We start from the raw sequence: 25,841 nt of genomic DNA on the forward strand, positions 1-25,841 counted from the left end.
CGCATTAAGCGTTCGGCCGACGGATCGCGGAATGGAGCGCCCGTGTCGAACACTCGTCGCAACAGGCCAAAAAACATAAGGCATTCCGAACCGGGATATAGTAAAGGCCAATTCGCCCCGCAGAGGATCGCAATTCTTGCCGGCATTTCTGCCTTGTGTTCGAATCAGCCGTAGGCTTAGGCGCCCAGTAATGGGGTTGGTCTGGCCTGCAGCGGTTCGGGCGCCAGCTCTGATAATCTAAAGGAGGTCTCTCCCATGTCCTTTCTAAAATTTTTCCAGGCCAAAGCGCCGCCTCTTCCTCTTATCGTATCCTTTCCAAAATCAGGGCGCACGTGGCTGCGTGTCATGCTGGACGATCTCGGAGTTGAAGTTCAATACATTCACGACGGAACCGACCACAAGTTACTTCGACCAAAATCGAGCCTCAAGGAAAATAAATCTCGATACAAGAAGAGAAGAACAATAATGCTTGTTCGCGATCCAAGAGATACGGTGGTCTCAGGGTACTTTCAGGTTCAGAAGCGCCACATGCTTCCAGCCGGATCGTTCAGTGATTTTATCAGAAGCGACAATCATGGGATTGAAAAGATCATCAGATTCAATCTGCATTGGTTCGCGGCCATGCCCCGGATGCGCGAAATCCGGTATCTTCAATATGAAGATATGCATCGGGATACGGCTGGTGTCCTTCGCGCGATCCTTGGATTCCTGAACCAGCAGGCTGACGATCAGACGCTTGTCGACGTGGCGAACAACCGAACCTTCGACAAGATGAAAGTGAGTGAATCGACCGGTGATCTGTCCGATCGATACGGCAAGATATTACAGCCGCGCGATGCGAATGATCCCGAAAGCTTCAAGGTGCGCAAGGGTAAGATAGGCGGTTACGGCGAATATCTTTCCGAGAACGACGTGGCCTATTGTGACGAGCAGTTAGCCAAGTTCGAATATTGGGAGAAGCTGGACAAGGTCTTTAGCACGAACGGCTTGTGCTACGCTCGCGTCGATAACCGCGCCCGGGTCGCCTTGGGTTAGGGGGCATTGCCGACATGGTGATGCGGACCGGATTCATTTGCGGCTGCGGCCATAGCGGGACGACGTTGATTGCGACGATCCTTGCGTCGCATCCTGACGTCTACCTGCCGCTTCAGGAAACCAACATTTTCTTCAAGTGGACGCCACTGGCCATGTTCCGCTTCTGGAAACTGAAGCGGGCGGCGCGCGAGGCTGGAAAGAACGTGCTGCTTGAAAAGACGCCGCGGCATATCCGCCGTGTGGCCCGCATTCGCCGGCTCGTGCCCGGCGCGCGTTTCATCATGCCGGTGCGAGACGGGCGCGACGTCGTGGCGTCGCTGACGAAACGACTTGACGACCCACAGGAGGCTCTCGACCGCTGGATCAACGATAATGCGCTGGTTCTCGCGGAACGGGGAAAGCCGGATGTGCTGATCTATCGCTATGAGGATCTGGTCGAGAAACCGGCCAAAGTGGTCGAGCAGATATGCGGCTTTCTTGATGTGACCTTCAGCCCGGATCTCCTCGACTACCACAAGAACCCGCAGCAATGGTTCAAGCCGACCGACGCCAGCGTCGAGACGCCACACGAGGTGCTCCGGAACCACCAGGTCAATCAGCCAATCTATGACGGGAGCGGGAGATGGCGCTCCGAACTTGGAAACGCCGAGTTACAGGACCTGGTACAAGGACGAGGTGCCCAGCTCATGAAAGCGTTCGGTTATGCATGATGTTGGTTCGGCATCTGCCGGAGTGCCGTCTACCAATCAATTTTGTCGATCAAACCCGTTTGGAATAGGCTGTGAGCGCCTTCGTACAGCATTGACTGTTCGCTCATCGCGCTGAGAGCGGCTTTACCGCTCGATACCTCATGATACTGGCGATATTTGGAAGCGCCGTTCCAATACTGACCTTCCGCCACCGCGACCTGCGCCTTGTCGTTGAAATCGGCGAAGAACTTGAAATGAAGCAGGCCGGCCAATCCCTTTTTATAGTTTCGCCAGTAGGGCAGCGGTGCGTGAATCGACGTAAAAATCGTCTGGCGATCAACATATATCAGAGGAAACTTGGTCAACTTGTGCTGCCTGGCGAAAAGCCGGGTCCTCGGGCCGCCTGTGATCTTGAGATGCCGGGGGCTCCTCGTCACCTCATAGCCGCTGCCGTCGAAATGGTCCGCAACCTGCCATGGCGGCACGATGGGATCGAAGGGTACGTCCCAGATGTTTCCGCTCGGATACATGTCGATCATCGGCGCCAGCAGGCGTGTCATTCCGCGCCGCTTGAGCCAGGCGGCCATCGCGCCGAGCGGATTCTGATCCATGCCGTCATAGACAAGATATTCGTCCGCATCGACGGTCAGATACCAGCGAGGCTGACCATAAATCTGCACAAGACGCTGCCGCCAAAGGTTTCCCAGGTCCGACTGAGAATAGGTGAGCGGCGAGCTGAATAGATCGACATCTGGCTGCTCGGCCAGAAGCTCAGCTGTTCCGTCGGTTGAGCGATCATCGAGGACGGCGAATCTGGTGACGCCGAGCTCGCGATAGTGCTTCAGGAACGGGCGCAGCCTGTCCGCCTCGTTGCGGATGACGAGGATCAAAGGCAGGTCATTCGCTTTAAGGGGCGTTATCGGCCGTAGCGATGACACTTCTGCCCGCCTTCCGAAGGTGCGTCTCAGCCGATATATGGCGGTGTCGGTAATCGTCCGGCGGACAATGGCGGGCCAGGTTGCTTTGCTCAAGCCGTCGATTCCCCCTCATAGCGGTCACTACCCGGCTGGCGCTGATCCGCTGTTTGCAGTTAATTTCTACATGCAGCACCGTCAGGCAAATCGCAAGCAGTCGCGGACAATGGACACAGGCCTGTTCTGAGTTCCGCGAGTGAGCCTTCCAACTGTTGCCGATGCGCGCTGGCCTCTATAGACATCGTCAGATGGCAACAAGGCCGGAGCCCTGACCCAATGCATGCCGGCATTCGTGGCATCGAAAATCAATTCGACAGGCCGATCCTGTTCGTGCGCCAGCGTTATGCGCCCTTTGGGGGCGGCGAGATCATGCTGGAAAACATCATGGCCGCATTTGCCGCGCGTCAGCGGCCGGTGGCCGTGCTCTCGGGTGACTGGCCGCGCTATGAAGGCGTAGAATTCATCCATTGCGCCGGCCGCCGCTTTCCGCGTTCGCTGCGGGCGGCGTCCTTTGCTCAAGCCGCCTGCCGCAAGATCGCCGAGATGCCACCGGCGCTGGTGCAGAGCAACGATCGCCTCCCGTGCTGCGATGTTTTCCGGGCCGGGGAGGGCGTTCATGCCGCCTATCTTGCCGAACGGCGGCGTTTCGAGACGCGGCTCGGCAGGGCGGCAATGGCGCTGAGCCCCTTTCACCGCCAGACGCTGCGCCTCGAGCGCGCAACCTATGCCAGTCCACGGCTCAAAGCTGTCATAGCGATTTCGAAGATGGTCGCCGAGGACATTGTCCGTCACTATGATTATCCGGCCGAAAATGTGCACCATATTCCCAACGGGGTGGATCTCGACCGCTTCAATCCGCAACTGCGCCAACAGCATCGGGCCGCGGTCCGCGCGCAGCTCGACGTCGACGAAAACAGGCCGGTCGTCCTGTTTGTCGGCTCGGGCTTTGCGCGAAAAGGACTGCTTGCACTGATGAAGGCTGTCGCCAGGCTCGATGGCGAGCCGGAATTGTGGGTCATCGGCCATGATTCGCGCGCCAACGCCTTCAGGCAGGCCGGTAACAGGCTCGGTCTCGGCGCACGGCTCAAGATGCTGGGGCCGCAGAAAGACATGCTGCCGTGGTACGGCGCGGCCGATATTGCCGTGCTGCCTTCCATCTATGATCCTTTCGGCACAGTGGTCATCGAAGCGATGGCCAGCGGCTTGCCCGCCGTGGTAAGCACCGGCTGTGGAGCGCGCGAGCTTGTCGAGCGGTTCGAGCCGACGCTCGTTTGCGATGCGGCCAGCGAACGTGACCTCGCAGCAGCGCTCGCCCACGCGCTGCAGTTGGCGTCACGACCTGAAACCGGAACCCGGGTGAGAGCGGCGGCCGAACACTATGATTTCAATGTCATGATCAAGCGAATGATGGCGTTGTATGAAAGCCTTGATCTGAAATGATTTTCGACTTTGTTGAATTAGGTTAGTACCCTCAATGTGCTAACGGGCCGGGAGCCGATGCTGCAGATGCATTCGAATGACAGTGGCAGCTTTGATGCCGGAACCTTCTGACCGTGCCGGCGCTCTCGGTCATTATCATCACCCGCAACGAGGAGGCGTCCATCGCGCGCTGCCTTCGCTCGGTGGATTTTGCAGACGAAATCATCGTTCTCGACAATGACAGCAGCGACAGCACCAGGGAGATTGCCGGTGACTTGGGGGCCAAGGTTTTGATGACCCTTGATTGGCCCGGTTTCGGCGCGCAAAAAAACCGTGCGCTGGCCGCGGCAACGGGCGATTGGATCCTCTCGCTGGATGCCGATGAGTGGGTGGAGGCGCCGCTCGGCACGGAAATCAGGGCCGCAATCGCCGACCCAAAAGCCTATGACGGCTTCGAAACACCGAGAAGATCGCGCTTTTGCGGGCACATTGTCCGCCATAGTGGCTGGTCGCCCGATCTGGTGCTCAGGCTCTTCCGTCGCCGCTCCGGGCGCTTCAGCGACGACACCGTGCACGAGAAAGTAGTGCTGAACGGAAAGGTCGGGCGATTGTCCCAGCCGATCGAGCACGACTCGATCACCGACCTGGCAGATGCCCACGACAAGATCGGCCGGTACGCAGAAGCATCCGCCGCGCAGCTGCTTGCCGAGGGCAAAAAAAGCTCGATAGGCAAGGCAGTTTTGCGTTCCGTCTGGGCCTATGTGCGCAGCTATATTTTCCGGCTGGGATTTCTGGACGGTTCCATTGGTGCGATGGTGGCCGCGTATTCGGCCAGCTACACCTATCAGAAATGGGCGCGTGTCGCATTGGGAATGCGAGGCCGGGTCCACCCAGAAAAGCAAGGCTGAGGCCAGGACAAATCTGTGAGAAACCGGCTCGGTTGACCGCAATTGTTGCCGAGCCATCGCCAACTAGTTAGTGTACGACCGTTAAAATCGAAAGCCAGGGTAGTGAATATGACTGATGCGTTTAGGGTATTTATCGGATGGGACAGCCGTGAGCCGATCGCGTACGACGTCGCGCGACACTCGCTGCTCAAACATGCGTCGGCGCCTGTCTCCGTCATTCCGATCAAACAAGACGAGATGCGTGCCCGTAGGCTGTATTGGCGGGAAAAAGATCCACTCGCCTCGACGGAGTTCACCTACACGCGCTTCCTCACGCCTTTTCTCGCCGACTACACGGGTTGGGCCCTGTTTTGTGATTGCGATTTCCTGTGGCTTGGTGACGTCGCAGGCCTGCTGAAATATACGGACTCGGACAAGGCGGTCTATTGCGTCCAGCATGACTATACGCCGAAGGCCACAACCAAGATGGATGGCGTGGTCCAGACATCCTATCCTCGGAAAAACTGGTCGTCGCTGATGCTGTTCAATTGCGCGCATCCTTCGGTCAAATCGCTCACGCCAGAGGTCGTGAATCAGGAAAGTGGCGCCTATCTTCACCGAATGCAGTGGGTTGCCGACAAAGATTTGGGTTTATTGCCAGTAGAGTGGAATTGGCTCGAAGGCTGGAACGAAAAGCCTGCTGTCGGCACACCTAAGGCGGTCCACTATACGAGCGGCGGCCCGTGGTTTGCCGAGTGGCAGAATGTCGACTATGCCGACTTGTGGATAGCAGAACGCGACGAGTTCCTGGCTTCCGATCAGGCAGAATCTTCTCAGAGCGCAGTTCGATAAGAGCATTGTGTTTGGCAGGTGACCTGGGCGCTTCCGAAGTGGCATCGGCGTCGCCAACAACGCGTGGTGCCGCCTCGGGGCGGGACCGGGGCAGATTGCGCCTAGGAATCTGGCGGTTCCGGCTGGGGAAGCATGACGCGCTGAGATAAGGATCAGCTCGCGGCAATATGATCGGTTTGGGGTCCGTCAGCTCTTTCGTCGGCCTAGCCGGCACGCGAAAGTCGACCATGTCGTCACTGCGAAGACGCCTAGATCGTTTCCTGGAAAACCGCGGGCCTAAAATACCGCGGCTGCGGCTGAACCATGTCGAGCGCCTGGCGCTGGTCCGTCGCCATGGTGATTTTTCCCTTGCCTATTCGACCGCCGTGCAGAAGGGGCTTCACTACTTCGGCGATGCCCAGGGCTACATCGCTTACGGAACCAAAACGCGACATCACTTCGCGCTCGGCGATCCAATGGCTGCCCCGGCCGATCGGCGCGACTATATCGAACGTTTCATCGAGGTTGCCGGCAGCCCGTGGTTCGTGCAGATCGGCGAACAGACGGCGCGCGTGCTTGCCGGACTTGGCTATCAGGTCAACCGCCTCGGCGTCGACACCAGGCTTGTCCTGCCCGGCCACGACTTTTCCGGAAAGCGCAATGAGACAGTGCGTTATTCCGAACGCTGGCTCTTGAGGAAGGGGTTTTCCTTCGCGGAGGACAACGGGACCGTCTTCCTCGACGAGATTGCCAGGCTCTCCCAGAATTGGCGGGCCGACCGCATCGTCAAGCGCTGGGAGATGAGGTTTCTCAACAGGCCTTTTGCCGATCACCTTGGCGTCGATATGCGCCGTTTCGTCCTGCACGGTCCGGATGGAGAACTGGTGGCCTTGCTGGATTTCGATCCGCTGTTCAGCGACGGCAAGGTCATCGGCTACACCACCTCGTTCAAGCGCAAGCACATCGATGCCTCGGCGCATGCCGAGATCGGCCTGACCAAATTCGCGGTCGACCGCTTTCGCGACGAAGGTGTTTCCGTGGTCACCCTCGGCCTGTCGCCGCTTGTCGAAATCGGACCTAGCGGGTTTGCCGAAAGCGATTTCTGGCGGCGCGCCTTCCAGCGTGCCTATGAATCGCCGTGGGTCAATCGCACCCGCTTCAACCTGCAGGGGCAGGCGGCCTTCAAGCGCCGGTTCCATGGTGTCGAAGAACCGACCTATCTCGCCTTTCGCAAAGGGACCTTTTTCGAAGCGCTTTCTTTGCTCCGGCTGATCAGGGCCGTCTAGTGCCTGGTGGATGAGGGCTCGTCATCTCCCAGCATGGTCGACACCACGCCGGCCAGCCTTGGTTGTTTAGGTGGGAAAGGAATGCCGCGGCGGGAGCAAAAAGACCGGCTGCGACGCGCCGGACCATTCTGCTGTGTCCCCCAGTCCCGCCGGCTACTTTTGGCAGCCCGAGAACGGCTCCGCATCAGCGCGCGCCAAGGGGCGGATTCACGGTTGCTGCTGCGTACCGTCAGGAATAACGAGAGTACCCTGGCCCGGCCTTGAGTATCTGAAGCCTATGAAGAACAAAGCAACGATGATCAAACAAATGACGATGACCGCGACGATGCTGCCAGGATGGTGTCCGGTATCTGGCGGTTGGACCATTGCCTTCCCGTATGGCTATCGCCGCTGACCTTCTTCATCTTCCAACCGAGCATGACGACTGTCAATGGATACAGGAGCTACCCCCGCCATCCAATCAGCAGCCGGTAGTGTCGAACACGTTACGCGCTTGCCGACCGAAGCTGATGATGGACCGAACCACAACTTATCCTAAGCACGCCTCCATCGCTGCGAAGCGTTGAAGGGCGGCGATCCACCGCGGCTTAGTCAGGCCGGAAACAGGAATGCAGCAGCCGGATCGAAAAAGACCTGCCGGGTGCAGGGCGACACATCCTGCGATTGCATGGCGGCGGAGGTCGGCCTGATGTCAACCTCCTGCCCAGCGGCGATGCGCGCGACGATCCGCCGGCGCTCGCCGTAAAATGCGATGTCGACGATCTCGACATTCAGTTCCGCGCGCCGGGCTCCGCTCCATGCTAAAGGCTTCGGGCCGGATCATCAGGCCTGGTCTTCTGGCCTTTGCCGAATGTGCCGTTGGCGCTGACTCCGGATATGACCGAACCGTCTGTCATGCGGATCGTTGTCGTGCCGTTGGTGGTGCCGAGATGTTCGGCAGCAAGGAAATTCGAATTGCCGATGAAGCCGGCAACGAAATCGGTCGCCGGCCTGAGATAGAGATCCTCGCCGGTGCCGGTCTGCTCGATGCGGCCATCCTTGAACAGGGCGATTCGGTCCGACAGATGCAGCGCCTCTTCCTGATCGTGGGTGACGTAGAGAATAGTGACGCCGGTCTGGCGATGGATGCGGCGGATTTCGCCCTGGATTTCCTCGCGCAGCTTCTTGTCGAGCCCCGACAATGGCTCGTCCATCAAAAGGATCGGAGGATCGTAGGCCAGCGCCCGGGCCAGCGCGACGCGCTGCTGCTGGCCGCCCGACAGCGCACCGGGTAAGCGCCCGGCAAAGCTTTCGAGCCGCACCAGGGCCAGCATGTCGGCGACCTTTTTCTTCACCTCGGCGTCCAGCCGGCGGCGAACCCGCAGCGGAAAAGCGACGTTTTCGGCCACCGTCAGATGCGGAAACAGTGTGTAGCGTTGGAAGACCATGCCGATGTTGCGCTTGTGCGAAGGCACTGCAAGCAGTGATTTTCCTTCCAGCAAGACATCGCCGGAAGTCGGGTTCTGAAAGCCGGCGATCGCCGAATGACCGAAATCATGGATGCAATCCGGTCGCGCAAGCCGGACGAGGCGGCGGCGGCGCGGCGGCATGTCGAATCCGCGTGGCAGATCGCCCGCAACACGCTTCGCCTTGGCTGACTGGTATGCCGCCGGCGGTGCATCGTTCCACGGCAGGCATCTAACTGGTGCGTACAGTGACATTGTGACATGCCAATTTGCTTTCAGTTGCGGCGGCAAAATCGTATATCGGGTTAGTTAGGTGTTGTATCTCTTGCTAAATTGCTCTGTCATTCGAACGGAGTCGGACGGACTGAGACAGAGAAACTAGTAAAATGAATATGTTACGCCACAAAGTTGCCGTGGCACCTATGATGGACTGGACGGACCGGCACTGCCGGTTCTTCCATCGCCAGCTGACGCGCGAGGCGCTGCTCTACACCGAGATGGTGGTGGCCGATGCGGTCATCCACGGCGCACGCGAGCGGCTGCTTGGCTTCGACGACAGCGAACATCCGGTGGCGCTGCAACTCGGCGGCGCCGATCCGGGAAAGCTGGCCGAGGCGGCGCGCATCGGCGAAGCCTTCGGCTATGATGAAATCAACCTCAATGTCGGCTGCCCGTCCGACCGCGTCCAGTCGGGCACCTTCGGAGCCTGCCTGATGAAGGCGCCTGTGCTCGTCGCAGATTGCGTTGCGGCGATGAAGGCGGCGGTGAAAATACCGGTTACCGTCAAGTGCCGCATCGGCGTCGATGAGCAGGATCCGGAACCGGCACTCGATGCGTTGGCCGATGGTGTTTTCGCGGCCGGCGCCGACGCGCTGTGGGTGCACGCCCGCAAGGCCTGGCTGGAAGGACTGAGCCCAAAGGAAAATCGTGACATCCCACCGCTCGACTATGACCGCGTCTATCGGCTGAAAGCCAGAAAACAAAACAAATTCATCGGCATCAACGGTGGCATTCAATCTCTCGCAGAGGCGCTGACGCATCTCGACCATGTCGATGGCGCCATGCTCGGCCGCGCCGCCTATCACACGCCAGGGATACTGACCGGCATCGATGCCGCGTTTTACGGCAGCACAGCTGAGTCGTTCGATTTTGCCGCACTGATCGATGCCATGGCGGATTACGCGTCACGCCATATCGAGCAGGGCGGACGCCTCGGGCATGTCACCCGGCACATGGTCGGGCTGTTTCACGGCCTGCCCGGTGCACGCCGCTACCGGCAGATCCTCTCCACCGAGGCGACACGGCCGGGTGCCGGACCGGAGGTGCTGAAGTCAGCCTTCGTCGAGATCGATTTCGGCCGGACCGCAGAGGCGGCCTGAGCAAACTTAATCCCGCAAGATCATGCGATCGCCGCGCACGTCGAAACCCGACAGCGAGCTAATGAAATTCATGCCGAGCAGGCTCTGACCGAGGGTGCCGGGTGCGGCGATCATGATGGGCATGTCCTTGCGCACGATGCCGCCGATCGACAGTTCGTCGCTTCGCACCGCCGCTGCGCGCGTCATGCCGTTGGCGGTCGAGATCGGGATGGTGAAGTGGAGAGCCGCCGAATTGAACCCGGCCGCCAGAGCGTCCTCGGCGGTCAGCACTGTGCTGGTCGCGCCGGTATCGACAACCGTCAGGATCGGCGTGCCGTTGACCGTGACGCGCGCTTCGAAATGGCCGCTGCCGGCCTTGTCCAGGGTGACGGTGGCATGGCCTTCTTCCACGCCCAGCGCCAGCGGACTGCCGGGAACAAGGCCGGCGGTGACGCGGCTGGCGAAATCCTGCAACTCATAGCGGTACTGATAGCCGGCGATCAGCGCCAGCACGATGGCGCCCCAGGCGCCGAGGCTGCGGGCCATGGTGCCCAACGGCCTGCCCGATCTGAGCAGGCCGGCGCCGACGAGTGCCGCTAAGGCGCCAAGCCAGATCAGCTGGCTGAAATCGTAATTCTCAATGCCGAACGTACTGCCGGCGGAATCGTTGAGCATGAGCAGGAGTACACCTGCCCCGATCGCGACGATCAGAATCCACAGCAGTCGGTTCATCTGTGCGGCCGGTTCACGAGAGGGCGTCGCGTTCGCGTGCCATGCGGCTGCGACGGGTTTCCCGGCGGGGGCGTCGCTCGACCGTTTCCAGCCTTGCCGGCAGCTCGGCCATGACGCTGCGGCGGGTTTGCGGGGTCATGTCGATCCAGGCTGCGATTTCCTCGCGCGTGCGCCCGCAACCGAAACAGAAGCCGGTCTTCATGTCGATCGAGCAGACCAGGATGCACGGGGATTCAATGGCCGTCATAAGGATTTCCTTGGGCTAGCCTCCACATGGTGCAACGACAAAGTCAATGCAAGCCCTCCGGGATGCGCCGCCAACGGGTGCGTTCGCGTCAATACCTCGAAGTTGTGCCAAGGTTGTGCCGGCCCGCCAAGGCGGCTATGCCGCTCCCCAATTCACAGGATGATTGCCATCAGGATGATTGCCATCGACATGACCAGCGCACTGCCTTTCGACGATTTTCGCGACCTCCTGGTGAGCCTGCCGCCGGCAGATATGGTTGCGAACACCCGCGTTCGCCAGTTGTTTGCCAAGGCAGACAAGCCCGAAGACTCGCTTGGCCGTATCGAGGACATCGCCGCCTGGCTCGCCGGCTGGAGCGGTCGCGCGCCGCCGGTGGTGACTCGACCATTGGTGGCGATCTTTGCCGGCAATCATGGCGTCACCCGCCACGGCATTTCGCCGCGCCCCGCCGCCGCTACGGCAAATGCAGTCGAGCTCTGCGCCGCCGGCGGTGCAGCGATCAACCAGATCTGCATCGCCAACGATCTCGGCTTGAAGGTGTTCGATCTGGCTCTGCACATTCCGACAGCCGACATCACCGAGGATGCGGCACTGGACGAGCGCGGTTGCGCCGCCACCATGGCCTTCGGCATGGAAGCGATTGCCGGCGGCACCGACCTGCTTTGCCTTGGCGACCTCGGCGTTGGCAATTCGACTGTCGCCGCGGCCCTTTGCACCGCACTGTTCGGCGGCACCGGCGCCGACTGGGTCGGCCCCGGATCAGGGGCCGACGCAGCGATGCAAAGGCGCAAGGCGGAGGTGGTCGATGCCGCGGTCGCGTTTCACGGCGCGAGCCTCAAGGACCCGCTGGAAGCGCTGCGCCGGGTCGGTGGACGGGAATTCGCAGCGATCTGCGGCGCCATTCTGGCGGCGCGGATGCAGAAGATCCCGGTGCTGCTCGACGGGTTTGCGGTGACTGCGGCCGCTGGCGTCCTACATACCGCCAACCCCGCCGCGCTCGATCATTGTCTCCTCGCAAGCCTGTCGCCGGAGCCTGGCCATGCCAAGGCCGCCGAGCGCCTCGGCCTTCGCCCGCTGCTCGATCTGGGCGTCAGTCAAGGCGAGGGGGTAGGGGCGGCGCTTGCCGCCGGCCTGGTCAAGGCGGCCGCGCTGACCAGCTTCGGCATGGCAGCCGCGGTCGGCGGTTAAGCATTCAGCGCCGGCGCGAAGCAACCGCCTTGGTCGGCAGCGCCGGCAGTTCCTCCATCACCCGGCTCAGCGGGAAGATGGCGATCGCCTCGGTACCTTCGCGCAGCCTGGAATGGAGCTGGAATTCGCCGCCATGCATGGCCAGCAGGCCTTGCACGATCGGCAGGCCAAGCCCTGTACCCTGTTCGGCGCTCTTGATGGCGATCGAGCCCTGGCCGAAGGCCGAGAGCACGATCGGAATCTCGTCTTCCGGTATGCCCGGCCCATTGTCCTTGACGGAGAGATATTGCCCGCCGCCCGCCGTCCAGCCGACGCGCACGCGGATTTCGCCGCCGGTCGCGGTGAACTTGATGGCATTGGACAAGAGGTTGAGCACAATCTGCCGCACCGCGCGTTCGTCGGCAAACAGGCGCGGCAAGGCGTTTTCGAAATCCTGGACGATGCGGATGTCCTTGTTGCGCGCCTTCAACTCCATCATGTGGCAGCAATCCTCGACGACGGAAAGCAGCATCATCGGCTCCTCATTGAGCTGATAACGGCCCGCTTCGATGCGCGACAGGTCGAGGATTTCGTTGATCAGGTCGAGCAGATGCTGTCCGGAGTCGTGCACGTCACGGGCATAGTCGCGATATGTCGGGTTGCTCATCGGGCCGAGCACCTCGTTGGCCATTACTTCGGAAAAGCCGAGAATGGCGTTGAGCGGCGTGCGCAGTTCGTGGCTCATCGAGGCCAGGAAACGCGATTTCGCCAGATTGGCGTCTTCCGCCCGCCGCCGTGCCTCGTCCGACATCGATTTCGCCGTCTCCACTTCGGCGATCAGCGCATCCTTTTCGGAGCGGAACGAAAACAGCATCAGCGAGGAACGGTTGAGCTGGCGCGCCACATAGGCGAAGAACGGCAGCGACGAGATCAGCAACCCGGCCATGATCACTTCGACCGGCATCCATAATTTTGCACTGGCATAGGCATAGATGGCGACCGGGAGGGCGAAGGTCGCCAACAGCGCACCGCGAAGGGACGATGCCAGGATCGCGGTTGCCGACATGGCGAGCAGCAGCACCACCGCCTTGGCGACCTGGAACTGATCCATTTGGCAAGTTTCGCAGCCGAGCCATGCGAACCAAGCCCAGCCAAGCCCGCACAGAAAATGGCCGATCAGGAAATCCCTATGCGTTTCCAGCGGGTTGAGCTCGGACGCTTGAGTGACGCGTTTGGCCATGAATGCAACGATGGTATAGCAGATGAATGTGAACAGCGCCCAGACGCCGATCTCCTTGCCGATGCCCGCGAGCAAGCCTGCCGCGGCCGTTGCCAGAACGAGCAGCGGAAGGACGATCACGCCGCCGGTCATCGAAAGCGCGTGGAGCTTCAACAGCTCGCGGTCGAAGTCGGGATTTCCGGCTTGCTGCGAAAGACGGTCGCGCGTCTTGCGCACCGCGCGCGCGACATCGCTGTTGCGATGGCGTTTCCTGCGGTCCACAATAAACTTGTCCGCCGTGGTCGAGCGTTGCAGGGGCATGAAGTCTTCAATTTACACGGGCAGCAATTTCAAATCGTTAAGCTACGTTCGAATGATTAACCAACGGTTTGCCATATGAGCCGTTCGTGGTCGCGATGGCCGCGCCAGCGATACTATGCGCCACGTCCGCGAAGCCTGTGGCGCCGACTAATGGACTATGGGCTGACACTCATCGTGCTCGGCCTGGCGATCCTCCTGGCGGCGCGCCTCGACCGGATCGAGACGCGCAAGACGGAGGGCGCGGCCACCGTCAATGACGGCGATAGCATCACGCTCGGCGGCGAGCGTATCCGCATGCGCGGCATCGATGCGCCGGAATATTCGCAGATCTGCCGCAAGGACGGTGCCGACTATCCCTGCGGCAAGCTCGCGCGGCAGTCCCTGGTGCGGTTGATCGCCGGCAAAGCCGTCTCCTGCAGCGGCTGGCAGCGCGACCGCTACGGCAGGCTGCTCGGCGACTGCAAGGCCGGCGGCAAGGATCTCAACCGCGCGCAGGTCGAGGCCGGCTGGGCGGTCGCCTTTGGCGATTTCGAGACCGAGGAAGCTGCTGCGCGCGCGGGCAAAGCCGGCATCTGGGGCGGAACTTTCGACGAGCCGAAGAACTGGCGCGAGAGCCACGGCCATGAGCTGGTCGAAAGAAAGCACGGTACCTTGGCGTCGATCGGCGACGCCTTGCGCGAAATTTTTCGCTTCTGGTGAGCTGTCGCCTATAGTTCGTCGAGACGGACGAGGAGGATAGAGATGAAGCTGTTCGACGGCGGGCGCGCGCCCAATCCACGTCGGGTTCGGATTTTTCTGGCCGAAAAGGGACTTCAGGTTCCGCTGATGCCCGTCGACATGGGCGCGCTGGAGCACAAAGAGCAGCCGGTCAGCTCGCGCAATCCGCTGAAGCGTCTGCCGGTGCTCGAGCTCGACGACGGCACAGTCATCACCGAATCCGTCGCAATCTGTCGTTACTTCGAGGAACTGCACCCCGAGCCGGCTTTGTTCGGGCGTGGCGCGCTCGGCAAGGCGATCGTCGAGATGTGGCAAAGACGTGTGGAGTTCAATCTGTTCGGCTGCGTCGCCGCGGCGTTCCGGCACATCCACCCCGCAATGAGGGAATGGGAGATCCCGCAAATCCCCGAATGGGGCGAGGCCAACAAGCCGAAGGCGATCGAATTCCTGAGATTTCTGGACACTGAGCTCGCCGGCAGGGAATTCATCGCCGGCGATGCCTATTCGATCGCCGACATCACCGGGCTGGTCGCCATCGACTTCATGAAGCCGGCTCGCATCAAGGTACCCGAAGAGTGCACCAACGTGCTGCGCTGGCATCGGGAAATCTCCAGCCGGCCGAGTGCCGCCGCCTGACAACGAGTTCCGAATGAGCGAAGAGCTGGAAGCCTTGGCGGCGAGGGTACGCGCCTGCCGCATCTGCGTCGATAACCCGGCCGCCAGGCCGCTGCCGCACCAACCGCGGCCCGTGCTCAGGCCATCTTCGAGTGCGCGTATCCTGATCGCCAGCCAGGCGCCGGGTACCAAGGTTCACATTACAGGGATGCCGTTCACCGACGCCTCCGGCGACCGGCTGCGAAGCTGGCTGGGCGTCGGCAGCGAGGAATTTTACGACACGGACAAATTCGCCATCGTGCCGATGGGCTTTTGCTTTCCCGGTCAGGACGCCAGGGGCGCCGACCTGCCGCCGCGCCGCGAATGTGCGCCGGCATGGCGCACATCGCTGATGGCGCTGATGCCGCAAGTCGATATGGTGCTGACGATCGGCATCTACGCGCAAAGCTGGCATATGGGCGCGGCGCGCCGTCCCTCGCTGACGGAAACGGTCATGGATTGGCGTGCCATCTGGGCGGCGGCGACCGACCCGAAAGTCCTGCCGCTGCCGCACCCGTCCTGGCGCAACACCGGCTGGCTGAAGCGCAATCCATGGTTTGAAATGGATTTGCTGCCATTTCTGAGATCGGAAATCCGCTATCGCCTCGGCTAGGCATCCAGCAAGAAATCACTCGCTTTCGTACTGTGCGGCAGAATTTCTTTCTTGTAATAGGCTCGAACAAGAGGGATTATGGTAATCCATTCCTCGAAGCGCGTCGCGCATGAGGGGACGCGCGTTAAATTCTTGTTTTTATGCATGTCGTTGTGCCAAGGCCGCTGCGCACTTGGACGACTTGCATCAGGGGAGCACCCAATGGACCGCCTTGATAGAAAAATTCTCCGCCTCCTGCAGGAGGATGCGACGCTTGCAGTCGCCGACGTCGCCAAGAAGGTGGGCCTGTCGACGACGCCGTGCTGGCGGCGCATCCAGAAGCTCGAGGAAGAGGGCGTCATCAAGCGGCGCGTCGCCATCCTCGATCATGAAAAGGTCAATGTGCGGGTCACGGTGTTCGTCTCGATCCGCACCAATTCGCACAGCCATGAATGGCTGCGGCGCTTTTCGGAGGTCATCCAGGAATTCCCGGAAGTGGTCGAATTCTATCGCATGAGCGGCGACGTCGACTATCTCTTGCGCGTCGTGGTGCCCGATATCGCCGCCTACGACGCCTTCTACAAGCGGCTGATCGCCAAGATCGAGATCCGCGACGTGTCGTCTTCCTTCGCCATGGAGCAGATCAAATACACGACCGAGATGCCGCTGGATTACATGATGCTCGACAAGGAGTCCGGCGCGAACGCCGCCTGAGATTCTTCTGTTTAGTTCTTCTTTTTGTTGAGGAAACTCCAGGGCGAGTTGACCGGCAGCGTGATCGTGTCCGGCACGGTGTCGACATTGACCACCTCGGCCTTGCGCACGGTGTAGCCCGACTGGATGACGCTGACGCCGTCAAGGATGAAAAGCTGGCTCTTCTCCATGCCCGGCCGTAATGCGCCGGTCACCGAAACCGGCTGGTAGGCCTCGGACATCCTGTAAGGGTGTGCAGGCGTGACGAGGACGATCTGGTTGGGCGGCGGCGTCGGCATGTGGCTGCAGGCTCCCGTCCACGGCACCAGCAGGAATTGGTAGACGAGATCACCGTCGCGATCGACCGGCAGCGCATAGCCCGCGAGCTGCACGGTCTTGTCCTGCAAGTTGAGTGAGAGCGTCTCGCCATGATCCGGCATTTTGGCCGCAATCACTGGCAGTCCGACGCTTTCGGCGGCTGCCTGGGTCGCCGGGCGCAGATCCTTCCAGAAAATATGCATCGTCCCGGCGCAAGCGCTGTCTGCCACAATGGACACGAACACCGCGGCCGCCAGGATCGCTCCTGATTTGAGACGGTTGCTCATTGCTGCTCCACTGTTGAGCCTTGACCTTGCTGCCGGTGACATCAAGTAAAACCGCCGCTGCCCACAGGTCAACGTTCAAGCCGCATCACATGCCGGCGCGAGCCGGTCATGCCGATCTCGCGAAAGCCGCGGGCGGCGAACGTGTCCCGAAAACCCATAAAGCTGTAGCTCGGCGACGCCTGGTCGACCGGATAGGCTTCGATCGTCCTGGCGCCTTTGGCAAAGGCGTGATCGATGGCCGCGTCGAGCAATGCGCTTGCCAGCCCGCCGCCGCGCAGCGCTCTCGGTACATAGAAGCAGACGATCGACCAGATGCCCATCTCGCTATCGTCCTGCTGCCGTGACAGCTTGCGGTAGGTCTCGCGCGGCGCAATCGAGCACCAGCCGACGGTCCGGCCATCGATCTGGGCGACAATGCCGACCGGCGTGCCGGCGTCGATCAGCGTCATCATCGCGCGTTTCTTCTCGTCGTTCTCGACATGCTCGCGGCGGTCGAGATTGCGCCAAGCCATACACCAGCCCGCCGGGTTGCTCGAACAGGTTTTCGAAATCGGCGCGCGTCGATTGCGTCACCTCCGTGAAGCGCACTTCGCTCAGGTCAAGCTTTTCTGGCGGCGAGCCGCTCGAGCGTCTTGGCATCGGAAAGTTCCTTCACGGCGTCCTTGCCGATCCAGCGTGCGGTCCTGTCTGTCGAGGCCGCCAGTTTTAGCGCCACGGCAAGGGCAGGGCCGTGCAAATTCATCGATCGCTTGCCGATCGAACGAAGCGCCCAGTTCACGGCCTTCTTCACAAAATTGCGGCCGTCGGTCGCATGCGCTTCGATGATCGACAGGAATTCGAGGAAGGTCGTCTTGGGTTCCTTCTTCCGGTGGACTACCGACCAGGCCATCATCGCAAAAGCCGTGCGTCGAACGAATTCCCGTTCGTCGACCGCGAATTCGGCGATCAATTCCTTCCAGCAATCCGTATCGACAAAGAGATCGGAGACCCCGTCGACGATATCCCACGAGTCGAAAGTCGCCGCCCATCGTCTTGCATCCGCGGCGGAGAACCGCTCCGGATCGGCTGTCACGGAAGCGATGAACTGCGCCTCCATGATGCCTGTCTGCCAAAGCTCAAAGGCACGCTCATGGTTGCGCTTGATTTTCTTGGCAATCTGCCGCTGCACGCCATGCGAGATACCGAGCGCACGTTCGATCTTGATGCCGTAGCGCAGCATGCCAAGCCGATTTTCCTCCGAGGCGATCGAGCGCAGATGAGCAACGATTTCATCGGCGCTGGATTGAGGCGAAAGCTCGGCCACGGTGAAGTCCTATTTCTCCAGCCGCGCCAGCAGCGAGGACGTGTCCCAGCGCTTGCCGCCCATCGCCTGCACGTCCTTGTAGAACTGGTCGACAAGTGCCGTCACCGGCAGTTTGGCGCCGTTGCGGTCGGCCTCGGCGAGGCAGATGCCAAGATCCTTGCGCATCCAGTCGACGGCGAAGCCGAAATCATATTTGCCGGCATTCATCGTCTTGTGCCGGTTCTCCATCTGCCAGGAACCGGCCGCACCCTTGGAAATCACCTCGATGACCTTTTCGATGTCGAGCCCTGCCTTCTTGCCGAAATGGATGCCCTCGGCCAGGCCCTGAACGAGGCCGGCGATGCAGATCTGGTTGATCATCTTGGTGAGCTGGCCAGCCCCGGCCGGTCCCATCAATCCGACCATGCGGGCATAAGCATCTATGACTGGCTTGGCCCTGTCGAAGGCGTCGGGCTCGCCGCCGACCATCACGGTCAGCATGCCGTTCTCGGCGCCTGCCTGGCCGCCGGAGACCGGGGCGTCGAGGAACGCAAACCCGAGCGCTTGCGACTGCTGCGCCAGTTCGCGCGCGACCTCCGCCGATGCCGTGGTGTTGTCGATGAAGATGGCGCCTTTCTTCACGGAATTGAAGGCGCCTTCGGCACCGGTCGTCACCGAGCGCAGATCGTCGTCATTGCCGACGCAGGAAAAGACGAAGTCCTTGCCCGCGGCCGCCTCGGCTGGTGTCGCGGCGAAGCTGCCACCATGCTGGGCAACCCACTGCTCGGCCTTGGCCCTGGTGCGGTTGTAGACGGTGACGTCGTGACCGCCCTTGTTCTTGAGATGTCCGGCCATCGAATAGCCCATGACGCCAAGACCAAGAAATGCCACCGAAGCCATGTTTTCGAATCCCTTAGTAGCCTGCTTTGCGGTCTTCTTACCGGATCAGGCAAGGCGATGGGAGTCAGCGGTGCAGATGGATGGTGATGCGCCGTTCGATCCACTCGACGCCGTGGCGCAATGTTTCCACGATGATCAGATAGATGATCGCCGCCCAGATGTACGACTGAAAGTCGAAGGTGCGCGCATAGGTGAGCCGGGTGATGCCCATCAAATCGTAGACCGTGATGATGGCGACGATTGCCGAGCCCTTGATCATCAGGATGATCTCGTTGCCATACGGGCGCAACGCGACGATCAGCGCCTGCGGCAGGATGATCTTCCACATCGTCTGCAGTTTGTGCAGGCCGAGCGAGGCGGCACCTTCCCACTGGCCCCTCGGCACGCTCTCGATTGCGCCACGCAAAATCTCGGCCTGGTACGCGGCCGTATTCAGCGAAAAGGCGAAGATCGCGCAGTTGAACGCTTCGCGGAAGAAGCCCCACAGTCCGACCATCTCGAGCTCCGGCCGGAAGGAGCCGACCCCATAGTAGACCAGGAAGGTCTGCGCCAACAGCGGCGTGCCGCGAAAGAAATAGACATAGGCATAGGCGAACCCCGAAAGGATCGGGTTCTTCGACATGCGTGCATAGGCGATCGGCACCGACAGGATCGCGCCAAGCACAATCGAGATGGCAACCAGCAACAGGGTGATGCCGAGGCCGGATATGTAGCCGGGTGCATATTTCTGGAAGAACTCCGGGTTCCACGCAGCGACCAGGTAGACGACCATGCCAATGCCGAGAGCGATCCACAGGCCGACCAGGACATGGCCGAGGATGCGTTGACGCGACCAGCCGCGTGCGGGCGGCGGCGGCCGGTCGACCTTCAGCGTGTCGGTGGCCAGGCTCATCTCTTGACCTCGCTGCCGCCGACCGCTCGTTCGATCGCATTGATGCCGAAGGAGGAGACGATCGCCAGCAGGAGATAGATCAGGCCGGCAAAACCGTAAAACAGGAAGGCATGCTTGGTGACGCGCGCGGCAACCCCGCTCTGCCTGAGGATCTCGTTGAGGCCAACGGCCGAGACGAGCGCGGTGTCCTTGAGCAGGATAAGCCAGAGATTGGCAAGTCCGGGTAATGCGATGCGGATCAACTGCGGCAGCACGATCAGCCGCATCGTCTGGCCGCTGGACAGGCCAACCGAATAGCCTCCCTCATATTGCCCTTTTGGAATGGCGCGGAAGGCGGATAAAAACACCTCGCTGGAATAAGAGGAGAAAATGAAGCAGAGCGCGATCATGCCGGCGACGAAACTGTTGACGTCGGCGGACGTTCCAGGGCTCACTAGGCGGACAATGTACTGCAGGATCAATGGGATGCCGAAGAAGATCAGAAACAGCGTGAGCAGCTCGGGTATTCCGCGAAAAATCGTGGTGTAGATGTTCCCGGCCAGTCTCAGCGACGGCTCTTCCGACTGTTTGGCCAGCGCCACGAAAAAGCCGAGCGTCAGCCCGAAGGGCAGAGTGGCCAGCGCAAGACATACTGTGACAAACACACCCGCGGCGATGTCGTCGAGCCAGCCTTCGGGTCCCCAACTGAGAAGCGTCAGTGCGCTCTGCATCCGCCTGCCTGTTCTCCTTGAGGCTCTTTGAGACCCGTGCCGCGTCACCCCTCGTGCGCGGCATCCTTATAAGAACGGCGGGAATCTCCCGCCGTTCAAGTCCTCGTATGTCGGTCGATCAGGACTCGCCGCCATAAACGTCATATTTGAAGTATTTGTCGTTGATTTCCTTGTACTTTCCGTTTGCTCGGATGGCGTCGATTGCCGCATTGAACTGGTTGACCAGGTCGGTCTCGCCCTTGCGCACGGCAATGCCGGCGCCCGGACCGTGGATTTCGATGACCGGCTTGATTGTGCCGACCAGCTTGCAGCAGGCGCCGTCCGGCGAATCCAGCCATTGCTGCAGCACGACGATGTCGTCATTGGCGGCATCGAGCCGGCCATTGGCCAGATCGAGCTGGTATTCCTGTGCGGTCGGGTACGGCTTGACGGTGCTGTCGGTATAAGTCTTGGTCGAATAGTTGAAATGCGTGGTGGACGCCTGCACGCCGATCGTCTTGCCGGCCAAATCTTCCTTGGTTACACCCTTGATGTCAGTGTCCTTGGGGGCGGCAATCGCCGGCGGCGTATTGTAATATTTGTGGGTGAAGTCGACCTTCTCGGCGCGTTCCGGCGTGATCGACATCGACGCGACGATGGCGTCGAACTTGCCTGCCTGAAGGGCGGGAATGATGCCGTCCCAGTCCTGCGCGACAAAGGTGCACTTCACCTTCATCTCGTCGCACAGCGCCTTGGCGATGTCGATATCAAAGCCCACGAGTTGACCGTCGGCGGTGAGGTTGTTGAATGGCGGATACGCTCCCTCGGTGCCGATCCTCAAGGTTTTTTCCTGGGCCTGGGCAACGCCAAGCGTCAGCAGCGCAGCCGAAGCGGCGAGCGCGATACGCAGTGCAATACGCATAATGGTCCTCTCTGTTGGTCCCGGCCGTCGTTCCCGAACGGCTCTGTGGGCGGTGCTTTTGACCGCCCGCTGGCGCGATACTCCCATTGTTTCCCAAGAAAAAGCAACTGCAAAAACCGTCGCTTGAGGGAAGGTCATGTTCAGAAAACGGTGACGCTGGGTCAAACGCCTAAATGGAGAGAAAGTGGCCGGAACCCCCTGCGGCCGCGATCTCAGCGCGTCAGGCCGGTGGCGCGCTCGATGAAGTCAGCGATCGAATTCGTGTCGTCGAGATCGAAGGCCGGCAGGTCTTCGCCGACAATGTGGAAGTCGGCCGCGATAGCGACAATGTGTGGATCGGCTGCAGAGAGGGGTGTCTGGTCCTTGGCCTCGAGCCGTCGCGTCTCGATTTTCTTGTGCGCCTCGCGCTTGTAACCCTCGACCAGCACGATATCGGAGGGTGCCAGCCGTGACAGGATCGCGTCCAGCGTCGGCTCGTCCTCGCCGCGCAATTCGTGCATCAGCGCCCAGCGCCTGCCCGACACGACCGCGACCTCCATCGCTCCCGCCTGCCGGTGGCGAAAGCTGTCCGCTCCGGGTTTGTCGATGTCGAAATCATGATGGGCGTGTTTTACCGTCGACACTTTCCAGCCGCGCCGGACGAGCTCGGCCACCAGCTTTTCGGTCAATGTCGTCTTGCCGGAGTTCTTCCAGCCGGTGATGCCAAAGATACGTCTTTTCATGGCTCGATGCTCTGCAACAGATGCGCGGCCTGGGCAAGGTCGTCGGGAGTGTTGATGTTGAAGAACGGATCGATCTCGGCTCCGCCGGATTTCAGGATGGGAAATTCCACCTCGACAAAACCGTGCCGGTCGATGAACGCCGCAACGCGCCGGTTGTCTTCCTCGACGAGAAATTGTCGCAAGGTCTGATCTAACCCTAGCGGCCACAGTGCAAAGGTCGGATGTCGTTTTCCGCCGGAACAGGAGACCGCGATAGAGCCCGGGCGCGCATAGGCTGCCGCGAGCAGCCGCTCGACCATGTCCTTGGGCAGGAAAGGCGTATCGCCGGCAGCCGTGACCAGCGCCTGGCAGGCCGTGTCGGAAGCCCATTCGAGGCCGGTCAGTATCCCGGCAAGCGGCCCGGCATAACCTTTGACGGTGTCGGCAAGCACCGGAAGCCCCGTCGCGGCAAACCGTGTCGGATCGCCATTGGCGTTTAGCGCAAGCGGGCCGACCTGCGGGCCAAGGCGCGAAACGACACGGTCGAGCAGGGTGCCGTCGCCAAGCGCAAGCAGGGTCTTGTCGCCGCCACCCATCCGGCTCGATCGGCCGCCGGCCAGAATGATCCCTGCGATATGTCGGCCCATCGTTTGCTGCCTAGACCCAATGACCAAAATCCAGTTTTCAAATCGGACAGTCGTCGACAGTCATCCTATATGCCGTCCGGCGCCATGTCCGGTCCAGTGCTTTCGGCGGCTGTTTTTCGCCGGCCGACGATCCGTTCGCGGTAGAGTGCATAGAGGCCTGAGGCGATGATGATCGTGGCACCGACGATCATCGGCAGATCCGGGACATCGCCGAAGATCGTGAAGCCAAGCAGGATCGACCAGAGCAGGGCGGTGTAACGGAACGGCGCGATGAAGGAGATATCGCCCACCCGCATCGCCGTGATGATGAAGTGGTAGCCGATGAGCACGAGCACTGCCGCCAGCGCCAGAAACGCCGTGCTTTGTCCTGTCATCGGTGTCCAACCGCCCATCGGTGAAAGCAATGCCGCGCCCAGAAACGTCATGGCAAGGGCGGTGGCGCTCGACACCAGCAATGTCGGAATTGCCTGCGGTATCCGCTTGGTGACGAGATCGCGCACCGCACAGCATGCCACGCTGGCCAGCGCCAGCAGAGAAAAGACGCTGAACCCTTCGAAGCCCGGCCGCACGATGATCAGCACGCCGGCAAAACCGACGGCAATAGCCAGCCAGCGCCGCCAGCCGACGCCCTCGTTGAACACAAGCGCTGCGCCCATCGTCACCGCCAGCGGCAGCGCCTGCAGCACGGCGGAGACATTGGCAATCGGAAGATGCGCCAGAGCAACCAGGAACGACACCGTGGCGCCGGCCTCGCTGGCAACGCGCAGCGCAACGGTCGGCTGCAGCATCGAACCTGGCCGGGCAAGCGCGCCGCGTTGCCACGCAAGCAGGCCAACGAAAAGCGAAGCGAAGGCGCCACGGATCAGCATGACCTGCGCCATGTTCATCGATTCCGACGAGAATTTGGTGATAGCGTCGTTGAGGGTGAAACCAGCCATGGCCACCATCATGAACAACGCGCCGCGCAGGTTTGGCGAAAGAGGCAAGGCAGATTACCGAGTGAATCCTACAGCAAGCGTCTAGCAGGCACCGCAAAACAGCAATGTCAAAGGGCTGGGCCACAGCCTTTCTATGGCCCGTAACATCTGTCGCGCAAGAGCGGCAGGGCTTATTTGGGCGTCAGTACCTCGGTGCCGTTGCCTTCCTTACCGGCAATCGTCCACAGGCCACGCAGCGAGCCGTCGTCCTGCACCTTGTAGACGACAAGACCGACCGCCTTGCCCATGACATAACCGGCGGAGAAGGCATCGTCGTTGCGCATGCAGATGCCGTCCGAGGACGAGCCGCCCGTCTCCCAATGGATCGTGCAGGTCGTCTCGCTGGTCAGCGTGATCGTCGCGTTGCCACCATAGGACGATCCATCGAAATTGGTGCCGGCCACGGCATAGGTGCCGCCGATCGACTGGGCCGCCGCGGGCAGGGCCGCGAGGCTGAGCAATGCAAGAGAAAGAATGAGTTTGCGCATATCGTATTCCCCCACTGGGCGAAGAACCGCTCCAGAGCAGAGGCTAGGCTCGAATGGGCTTGCGGTAAATCCGGTGACCGTTTGCGGACAAGACCTTTTCTGGGTGTGACCCCGAAAGGTGCCCTTTTAAAGGTTCGGTTCGGATAGCAAATCGATCACACTGCCGCTCGAGGAAAATTCTCGACGAGATCAATTTGCTCGGCAAGAGTCGCCAAATTGGTCATTGTAGGCCTCTGATCTTGTCCGGGGAGGTGGTCCATGACGAATGCACGAGGCAATGCGGCCAGGCTTGGCACAGGCAGCAGGCGGCACGTTTCGTCGGCTTTCCGGTTCTCTTCTGCACTGGCGGTCATCTTCATGGCGATAGCGCCTGCGTTGGCCGAGAACGGCGCTTCGGCGTCGGCAGTCGAACGGATGTCCACGCCGGGTCACGAAGCGAATGAGCTCGCTCGCCGCATCGGGAAATGGAACGTCGTCAACACGATCTGGCCAACCCCCGGTGCGCAGCCGATCGTGATGACCGGGCTGGTGGCCGAACGTACGATGATCGGCCCCCTCATGCAGGAGGTGATGCGCCCGGCGCCCGGGTCGAAAAGCCCGGACTTCCAGCGGATAGCCTATTTGAGCTATGACCGGGTGGAGGGCCGCTGGAAGTATGTCTCCATGGACACCCGTTTCCCGGCAGGGATCATGCCCGCCTGGAGTTTTGGTGGCGAGGAGGACGGCAAGATTTCACTGCTTTTCGAGCCGCTTGGTTTCGTCGGCTTCGGGCCCGAGGTCGAAGGGCGATTCACGGCCTCCGATTTCATCATTTCCAGGGACGGCGACAATCACGAAGTGGCCGAGCAACACTTCCTCCAGGCCAATGGCAGCGGCAAACAATGGCTTGCCGTACGATACGACTACACGCGCCAACAACCGTGACTCGCAAGCAAAAACAATAGGCTGCGAATAAGTTCTGACGTTGCCGGATGCTCACGGTCCCTTGAGGCTACCGGCGATCGCATCGACGAGCGGGTCGTATTTCGATTTCAGGGCTCGCGGGTAGTCGATCCAGACCGTGCGGATGACACCGTCTTTTCCGAACAGGCGGCGTTCGTAGAAGATGTTCCCGCCTTTGATGCCCGACAGCACCGCCCAGTCCTTGCCGGTCTTGCTGTAGGTGATCCTGTAGCCAGGTTCCTTGCTGGCCCTCTCGGCGGAGAGGAAGGCTTTCGGGGTGTCATCATCGATATTGAGGATACCCGAACAGATCAGGCTGGCGCCATCGGCGGTGAGCCATTGCTGTCCATCGCCATTATCCGGCTCAGGCTGGCGAAGAGTGAAGATTTCATCCGGAAAGGTGCAGACGGTACCGAAGCGCTCGTTCGTATAGGTAAATGACGCGGCAACTGCCATGGTCCCCGCCATCACTCCGAAAAACGTCAGGACTGCAAGAAACCGCTGCACGCCTTGCCTCGCGCTGATACCAA

The 25,841-nt window shown here is 60.8% G+C and carries 28 protein-coding genes and 3 pseudogenes; 13 read left to right on the forward strand and 18 right to left on the reverse strand.

All coding sequences use genetic code 11. From position 1 onward, the window contains the following. Positions 1–255 precede the first annotated feature (255 nt). Both NKH50_RS03615 and NKH50_RS03620 read left to right on the forward strand, forming a co-directional pair. Positions 256–1,035 (forward strand): sulfotransferase domain-containing protein, encoded by a 780-nt coding sequence (locus tag NKH50_RS03615; protein ID WP_352688356.1) that lies wholly within the window; start codon positions 256–258, stop codon positions 1,033–1,035. Positions 1,036–1,055: 20 nt separating this feature from the next. Then, complete coding sequence (locus NKH50_RS03620; RefSeq protein ID WP_352507291.1) at positions 1,056–1,745, forward strand: sulfotransferase family protein; 690 nt, start codon at positions 1,056–1,058, stop codon at positions 1,743–1,745. Between the two features lie 29 nt (positions 1,746–1,774). Here NKH50_RS03620 and NKH50_RS03625 read toward each other — a convergent pair whose 3' ends face one another. After that, positions 1,775–2,755 (reverse strand): glycosyltransferase family 2 protein, encoded by a 981-nt coding sequence (locus NKH50_RS03625; RefSeq protein ID WP_352876724.1) that lies wholly within the window; start codon positions 2,753–2,755, stop codon positions 1,775–1,777. A gap of 219 nt (positions 2,756–2,974) precedes the next feature. On the opposite strand from NKH50_RS03625, the gene NKH50_RS03630 reads away from it, so the two are divergent. The 4 genes from NKH50_RS03630 (at position 2,975) to NKH50_RS03645 (ending at position 7,121) form a co-directional block, all read left to right on the forward strand. After that, positions 2,975–4,138 (forward strand): glycosyltransferase family 4 protein, encoded by a 1,164-nt coding sequence (locus NKH50_RS03630; protein ID WP_352876727.1) that lies wholly within the window; start codon positions 2,975–2,977, stop codon positions 4,136–4,138. A 113-nt stretch (positions 4,139–4,251) separates the two neighbouring features. Then, entirely contained in the window at positions 4,252–5,025 is a 774-nt protein-coding gene (locus NKH50_RS03635; RefSeq protein WP_352876729.1) for a glycosyltransferase family 2 protein, read from the forward strand. A gap of 108 nt (positions 5,026–5,133) precedes the next feature. Next, positions 5,134–5,856, forward strand: a complete 723-nt coding sequence (locus NKH50_RS03640; RefSeq protein ID WP_352705933.1) for a glycosyltransferase — start codon at positions 5,134–5,136, stop codon at positions 5,854–5,856. A gap of 227 nt (positions 5,857–6,083) precedes the next feature. After that, positions 6,084–7,121: a phosphatidylglycerol lysyltransferase domain-containing protein gene (locus NKH50_RS03645; protein ID WP_352705930.1), complete on the forward strand. Its 1,038-nt coding sequence runs from the start codon at positions 6,084–6,086 to the stop codon at positions 7,119–7,121. A 591-nt stretch (positions 7,122–7,712) separates the two neighbouring features. Here NKH50_RS03645 and NKH50_RS03650 read toward each other — a convergent pair. After that, a pseudogene (locus NKH50_RS03650) lies at positions 7,713–8,641 on the reverse strand (ABC transporter ATP-binding protein); the annotation flags it as partial. Positions 8,642–8,952: 311 nt separating this feature from the next. Here NKH50_RS03650 and dusA point away from each other — a divergent pair. Continuing rightward, positions 8,953–9,945 carry a tRNA dihydrouridine(20/20a) synthase DusA gene (gene dusA / locus NKH50_RS03655; protein ID WP_352876732.1) on the forward strand — a complete coding sequence of 331 codons (993 nt, stop codon included), beginning with the start codon at positions 8,953–8,955 and terminating at the stop codon, positions 9,943–9,945. Between the two features lie 6 nt (positions 9,946–9,951). Here the strand turns inward: dusA and NKH50_RS03660 are convergent, their stop codons facing one another. Both NKH50_RS03660 and NKH50_RS03665 read right to left on the reverse strand, forming a co-directional pair. Continuing rightward, positions 9,952–10,656: a TIGR02281 family clan AA aspartic protease gene (locus NKH50_RS03660; protein WP_352876734.1), complete on the reverse strand. Its 705-nt coding sequence runs from the start codon at positions 10,654–10,656 to the stop codon at positions 9,952–9,954. Positions 10,657–10,669: 13 nt separating this feature from the next. Next, positions 10,670–10,903, reverse strand: a complete 234-nt coding sequence (locus NKH50_RS03665; protein ID WP_031193575.1) for a DUF1289 domain-containing protein — start codon at positions 10,901–10,903, stop codon at positions 10,670–10,672. 189 nt (positions 10,904–11,092) lie between these two features. Here NKH50_RS03665 and NKH50_RS03670 point away from each other — a divergent pair, with 189 nt between their 5' ends. Beyond that, a complete protein-coding gene (locus tag NKH50_RS03670) occupies positions 11,093–12,091 on the forward strand; it encodes a nicotinate-nucleotide--dimethylbenzimidazole phosphoribosyltransferase (RefSeq protein WP_352876912.1) in 999 nt (332 codons plus the stop codon). A gap of 4 nt (positions 12,092–12,095) precedes the next feature. On the opposite strand, the gene NKH50_RS03675 is transcribed toward NKH50_RS03670, so the two are convergent. Next, the gene (locus NKH50_RS03675; RefSeq protein WP_352508413.1) at positions 12,096–13,610 is read right to left on the reverse strand and encodes a sensor histidine kinase; all 1,515 of its coding nucleotides are present in this window, start codon (positions 13,608–13,610) and stop codon (positions 12,096–12,098) included. Positions 13,611–13,685: 75 nt separating this feature from the next. On the opposite strand from NKH50_RS03675, the gene NKH50_RS03680 reads away from it, so the two are divergent. The 4 genes and pseudogenes from NKH50_RS03680 to NKH50_RS03695 all read left to right on the forward strand — a co-directional run bounded on the left by NKH50_RS03680 (position 13,686) and on the right by NKH50_RS03695 (position 16,287). Then, positions 13,686–14,309 carry a thermonuclease family protein gene (locus NKH50_RS03680; RefSeq protein ID WP_352508414.1) on the forward strand — a complete coding sequence of 208 codons (624 nt, stop codon included), beginning with the start codon at positions 13,686–13,688 and terminating at the stop codon, positions 14,307–14,309. A gap of 42 nt (positions 14,310–14,351) precedes the next feature. Beyond that, on the forward strand, positions 14,352–14,963 hold the full coding sequence (locus NKH50_RS03685; RefSeq protein WP_352508415.1) for a glutathione S-transferase: 612 nt from the start codon (positions 14,352–14,354) through the stop codon (positions 14,961–14,963). A gap of 13 nt (positions 14,964–14,976) precedes the next feature. Continuing rightward, positions 14,977–15,594: pseudogene (locus tag NKH50_RS03690) on the forward strand (uracil-DNA glycosylase family protein); the annotation flags it as partial. 201 nt (positions 15,595–15,795) lie between these two features. Continuing rightward, positions 15,796–16,287: an Lrp/AsnC family transcriptional regulator gene (locus tag NKH50_RS03695; protein WP_023675006.1), complete on the forward strand. Its 492-nt coding sequence runs from the start codon at positions 15,796–15,798 to the stop codon at positions 16,285–16,287. 11 nt (positions 16,288–16,298) lie between these two features. Here the strand turns inward: NKH50_RS03695 and NKH50_RS03700 are convergent, their stop codons facing one another. From NKH50_RS03700 to NKH50_RS03755, 12 genes and pseudogenes are all read right to left on the reverse strand, one after another. After that, the gene (locus NKH50_RS03700) at positions 16,299–16,871 is read right to left on the reverse strand and encodes a DUF3299 domain-containing protein (RefSeq protein ID WP_352876738.1); all 573 of its coding nucleotides are present in this window, start codon (positions 16,869–16,871) and stop codon (positions 16,299–16,301) included. A gap of 68 nt (positions 16,872–16,939) precedes the next feature. Beyond that, positions 16,940–17,383, reverse strand: a complete 444-nt coding sequence (locus tag NKH50_RS03705; RefSeq protein ID WP_352508416.1) for a GNAT family N-acetyltransferase — start codon at positions 17,381–17,383, stop codon at positions 16,940–16,942. Between the two features lie 86 nt (positions 17,384–17,469). Beyond that, entirely contained in the window at positions 17,470–18,174 is a 705-nt protein-coding gene (locus NKH50_RS03710) for a DNA alkylation repair protein (RefSeq protein WP_352508417.1), read from the reverse strand. A 9-nt stretch (positions 18,175–18,183) separates the two neighbouring features. Then, positions 18,184–19,056 (reverse strand): annotated as a pseudogene (locus NKH50_RS03715) (NAD(P)-dependent oxidoreductase); the annotation flags it as partial. Positions 19,057–19,117: 61 nt separating this feature from the next. Further along, on the reverse strand, positions 19,118–19,945 hold the full coding sequence (locus tag NKH50_RS03720) for an ABC transporter permease (protein ID WP_023675012.1): 828 nt from the start codon (positions 19,943–19,945) through the stop codon (positions 19,118–19,120). Next, on the reverse strand, positions 19,942–20,655 hold the full coding sequence (locus tag NKH50_RS03725; protein WP_023675013.1) for an ABC transporter permease: 714 nt from the start codon (positions 20,653–20,655) through the stop codon (positions 19,942–19,944). The genes NKH50_RS03720 and NKH50_RS03725 overlap by 4 nt, the downstream gene beginning before the upstream one ends. 118 nt (positions 20,656–20,773) lie before the next feature. Continuing rightward, positions 20,774–21,556: an ABC transporter substrate-binding protein gene (locus NKH50_RS03730; protein WP_023717637.1), complete on the reverse strand. Its 783-nt coding sequence runs from the start codon at positions 21,554–21,556 to the stop codon at positions 20,774–20,776. Between the two features lie 212 nt (positions 21,557–21,768). Next, on the reverse strand, positions 21,769–22,278 hold the full coding sequence (gene mobB / locus NKH50_RS03735) for a molybdopterin-guanine dinucleotide biosynthesis protein B (protein ID WP_352876741.1): 510 nt from the start codon (positions 22,276–22,278) through the stop codon (positions 21,769–21,771). Continuing rightward, a complete protein-coding gene (gene mobA, locus NKH50_RS03740) occupies positions 22,275–22,904 on the reverse strand; it encodes a molybdenum cofactor guanylyltransferase MobA (RefSeq protein WP_352876743.1) in 630 nt (209 codons plus the stop codon). Before mobA ends, mobB begins: the two co-directional genes overlap by 4 nt. A gap of 65 nt (positions 22,905–22,969) precedes the next feature. After that, on the reverse strand, positions 22,970–23,890 hold the full coding sequence (locus NKH50_RS03745; RefSeq protein ID WP_352876745.1) for a DMT family transporter: 921 nt from the start codon (positions 23,888–23,890) through the stop codon (positions 22,970–22,972). Positions 23,891–24,012: 122 nt separating this feature from the next. After that, a complete protein-coding gene (locus NKH50_RS03750) occupies positions 24,013–24,369 on the reverse strand; it encodes a hypothetical protein (protein ID WP_352478873.1) in 357 nt (118 codons plus the stop codon). A 155-nt stretch (positions 24,370–24,524) separates the two neighbouring features. Then, the gene (locus tag NKH50_RS03755; RefSeq protein ID WP_254817250.1) at positions 24,525–24,728 is read right to left on the reverse strand and encodes a hypothetical protein; all 204 of its coding nucleotides are present in this window, start codon (positions 24,726–24,728) and stop codon (positions 24,525–24,527) included. Between NKH50_RS03755 and NKH50_RS03760 the strand changes: the two genes are divergently transcribed. Next, positions 24,727–25,293: a hypothetical protein gene (locus NKH50_RS03760; RefSeq protein ID WP_352876747.1), complete on the forward strand. Its 567-nt coding sequence runs from the start codon at positions 24,727–24,729 to the stop codon at positions 25,291–25,293. The genes NKH50_RS03755 and NKH50_RS03760 overlap by 2 nt on opposite strands. A gap of 51 nt (positions 25,294–25,344) precedes the next feature. Here NKH50_RS03760 and NKH50_RS03765 read toward each other — a convergent pair whose 3' ends face one another. Next, complete coding sequence (locus NKH50_RS03765; RefSeq protein WP_352876749.1) at positions 25,345–25,767, reverse strand: hypothetical protein; 423 nt, start codon at positions 25,765–25,767, stop codon at positions 25,345–25,347. Between the last annotated feature and the right edge of the window lie 74 nt (positions 25,768–25,841).

It is taken from the genome of Mesorhizobium sp. M1027 (genome assembly GCF_040318745.1).
Classification (GTDB): domain Bacteria; phylum Pseudomonadota; class Alphaproteobacteria; order Rhizobiales; family Rhizobiaceae; genus Mesorhizobium.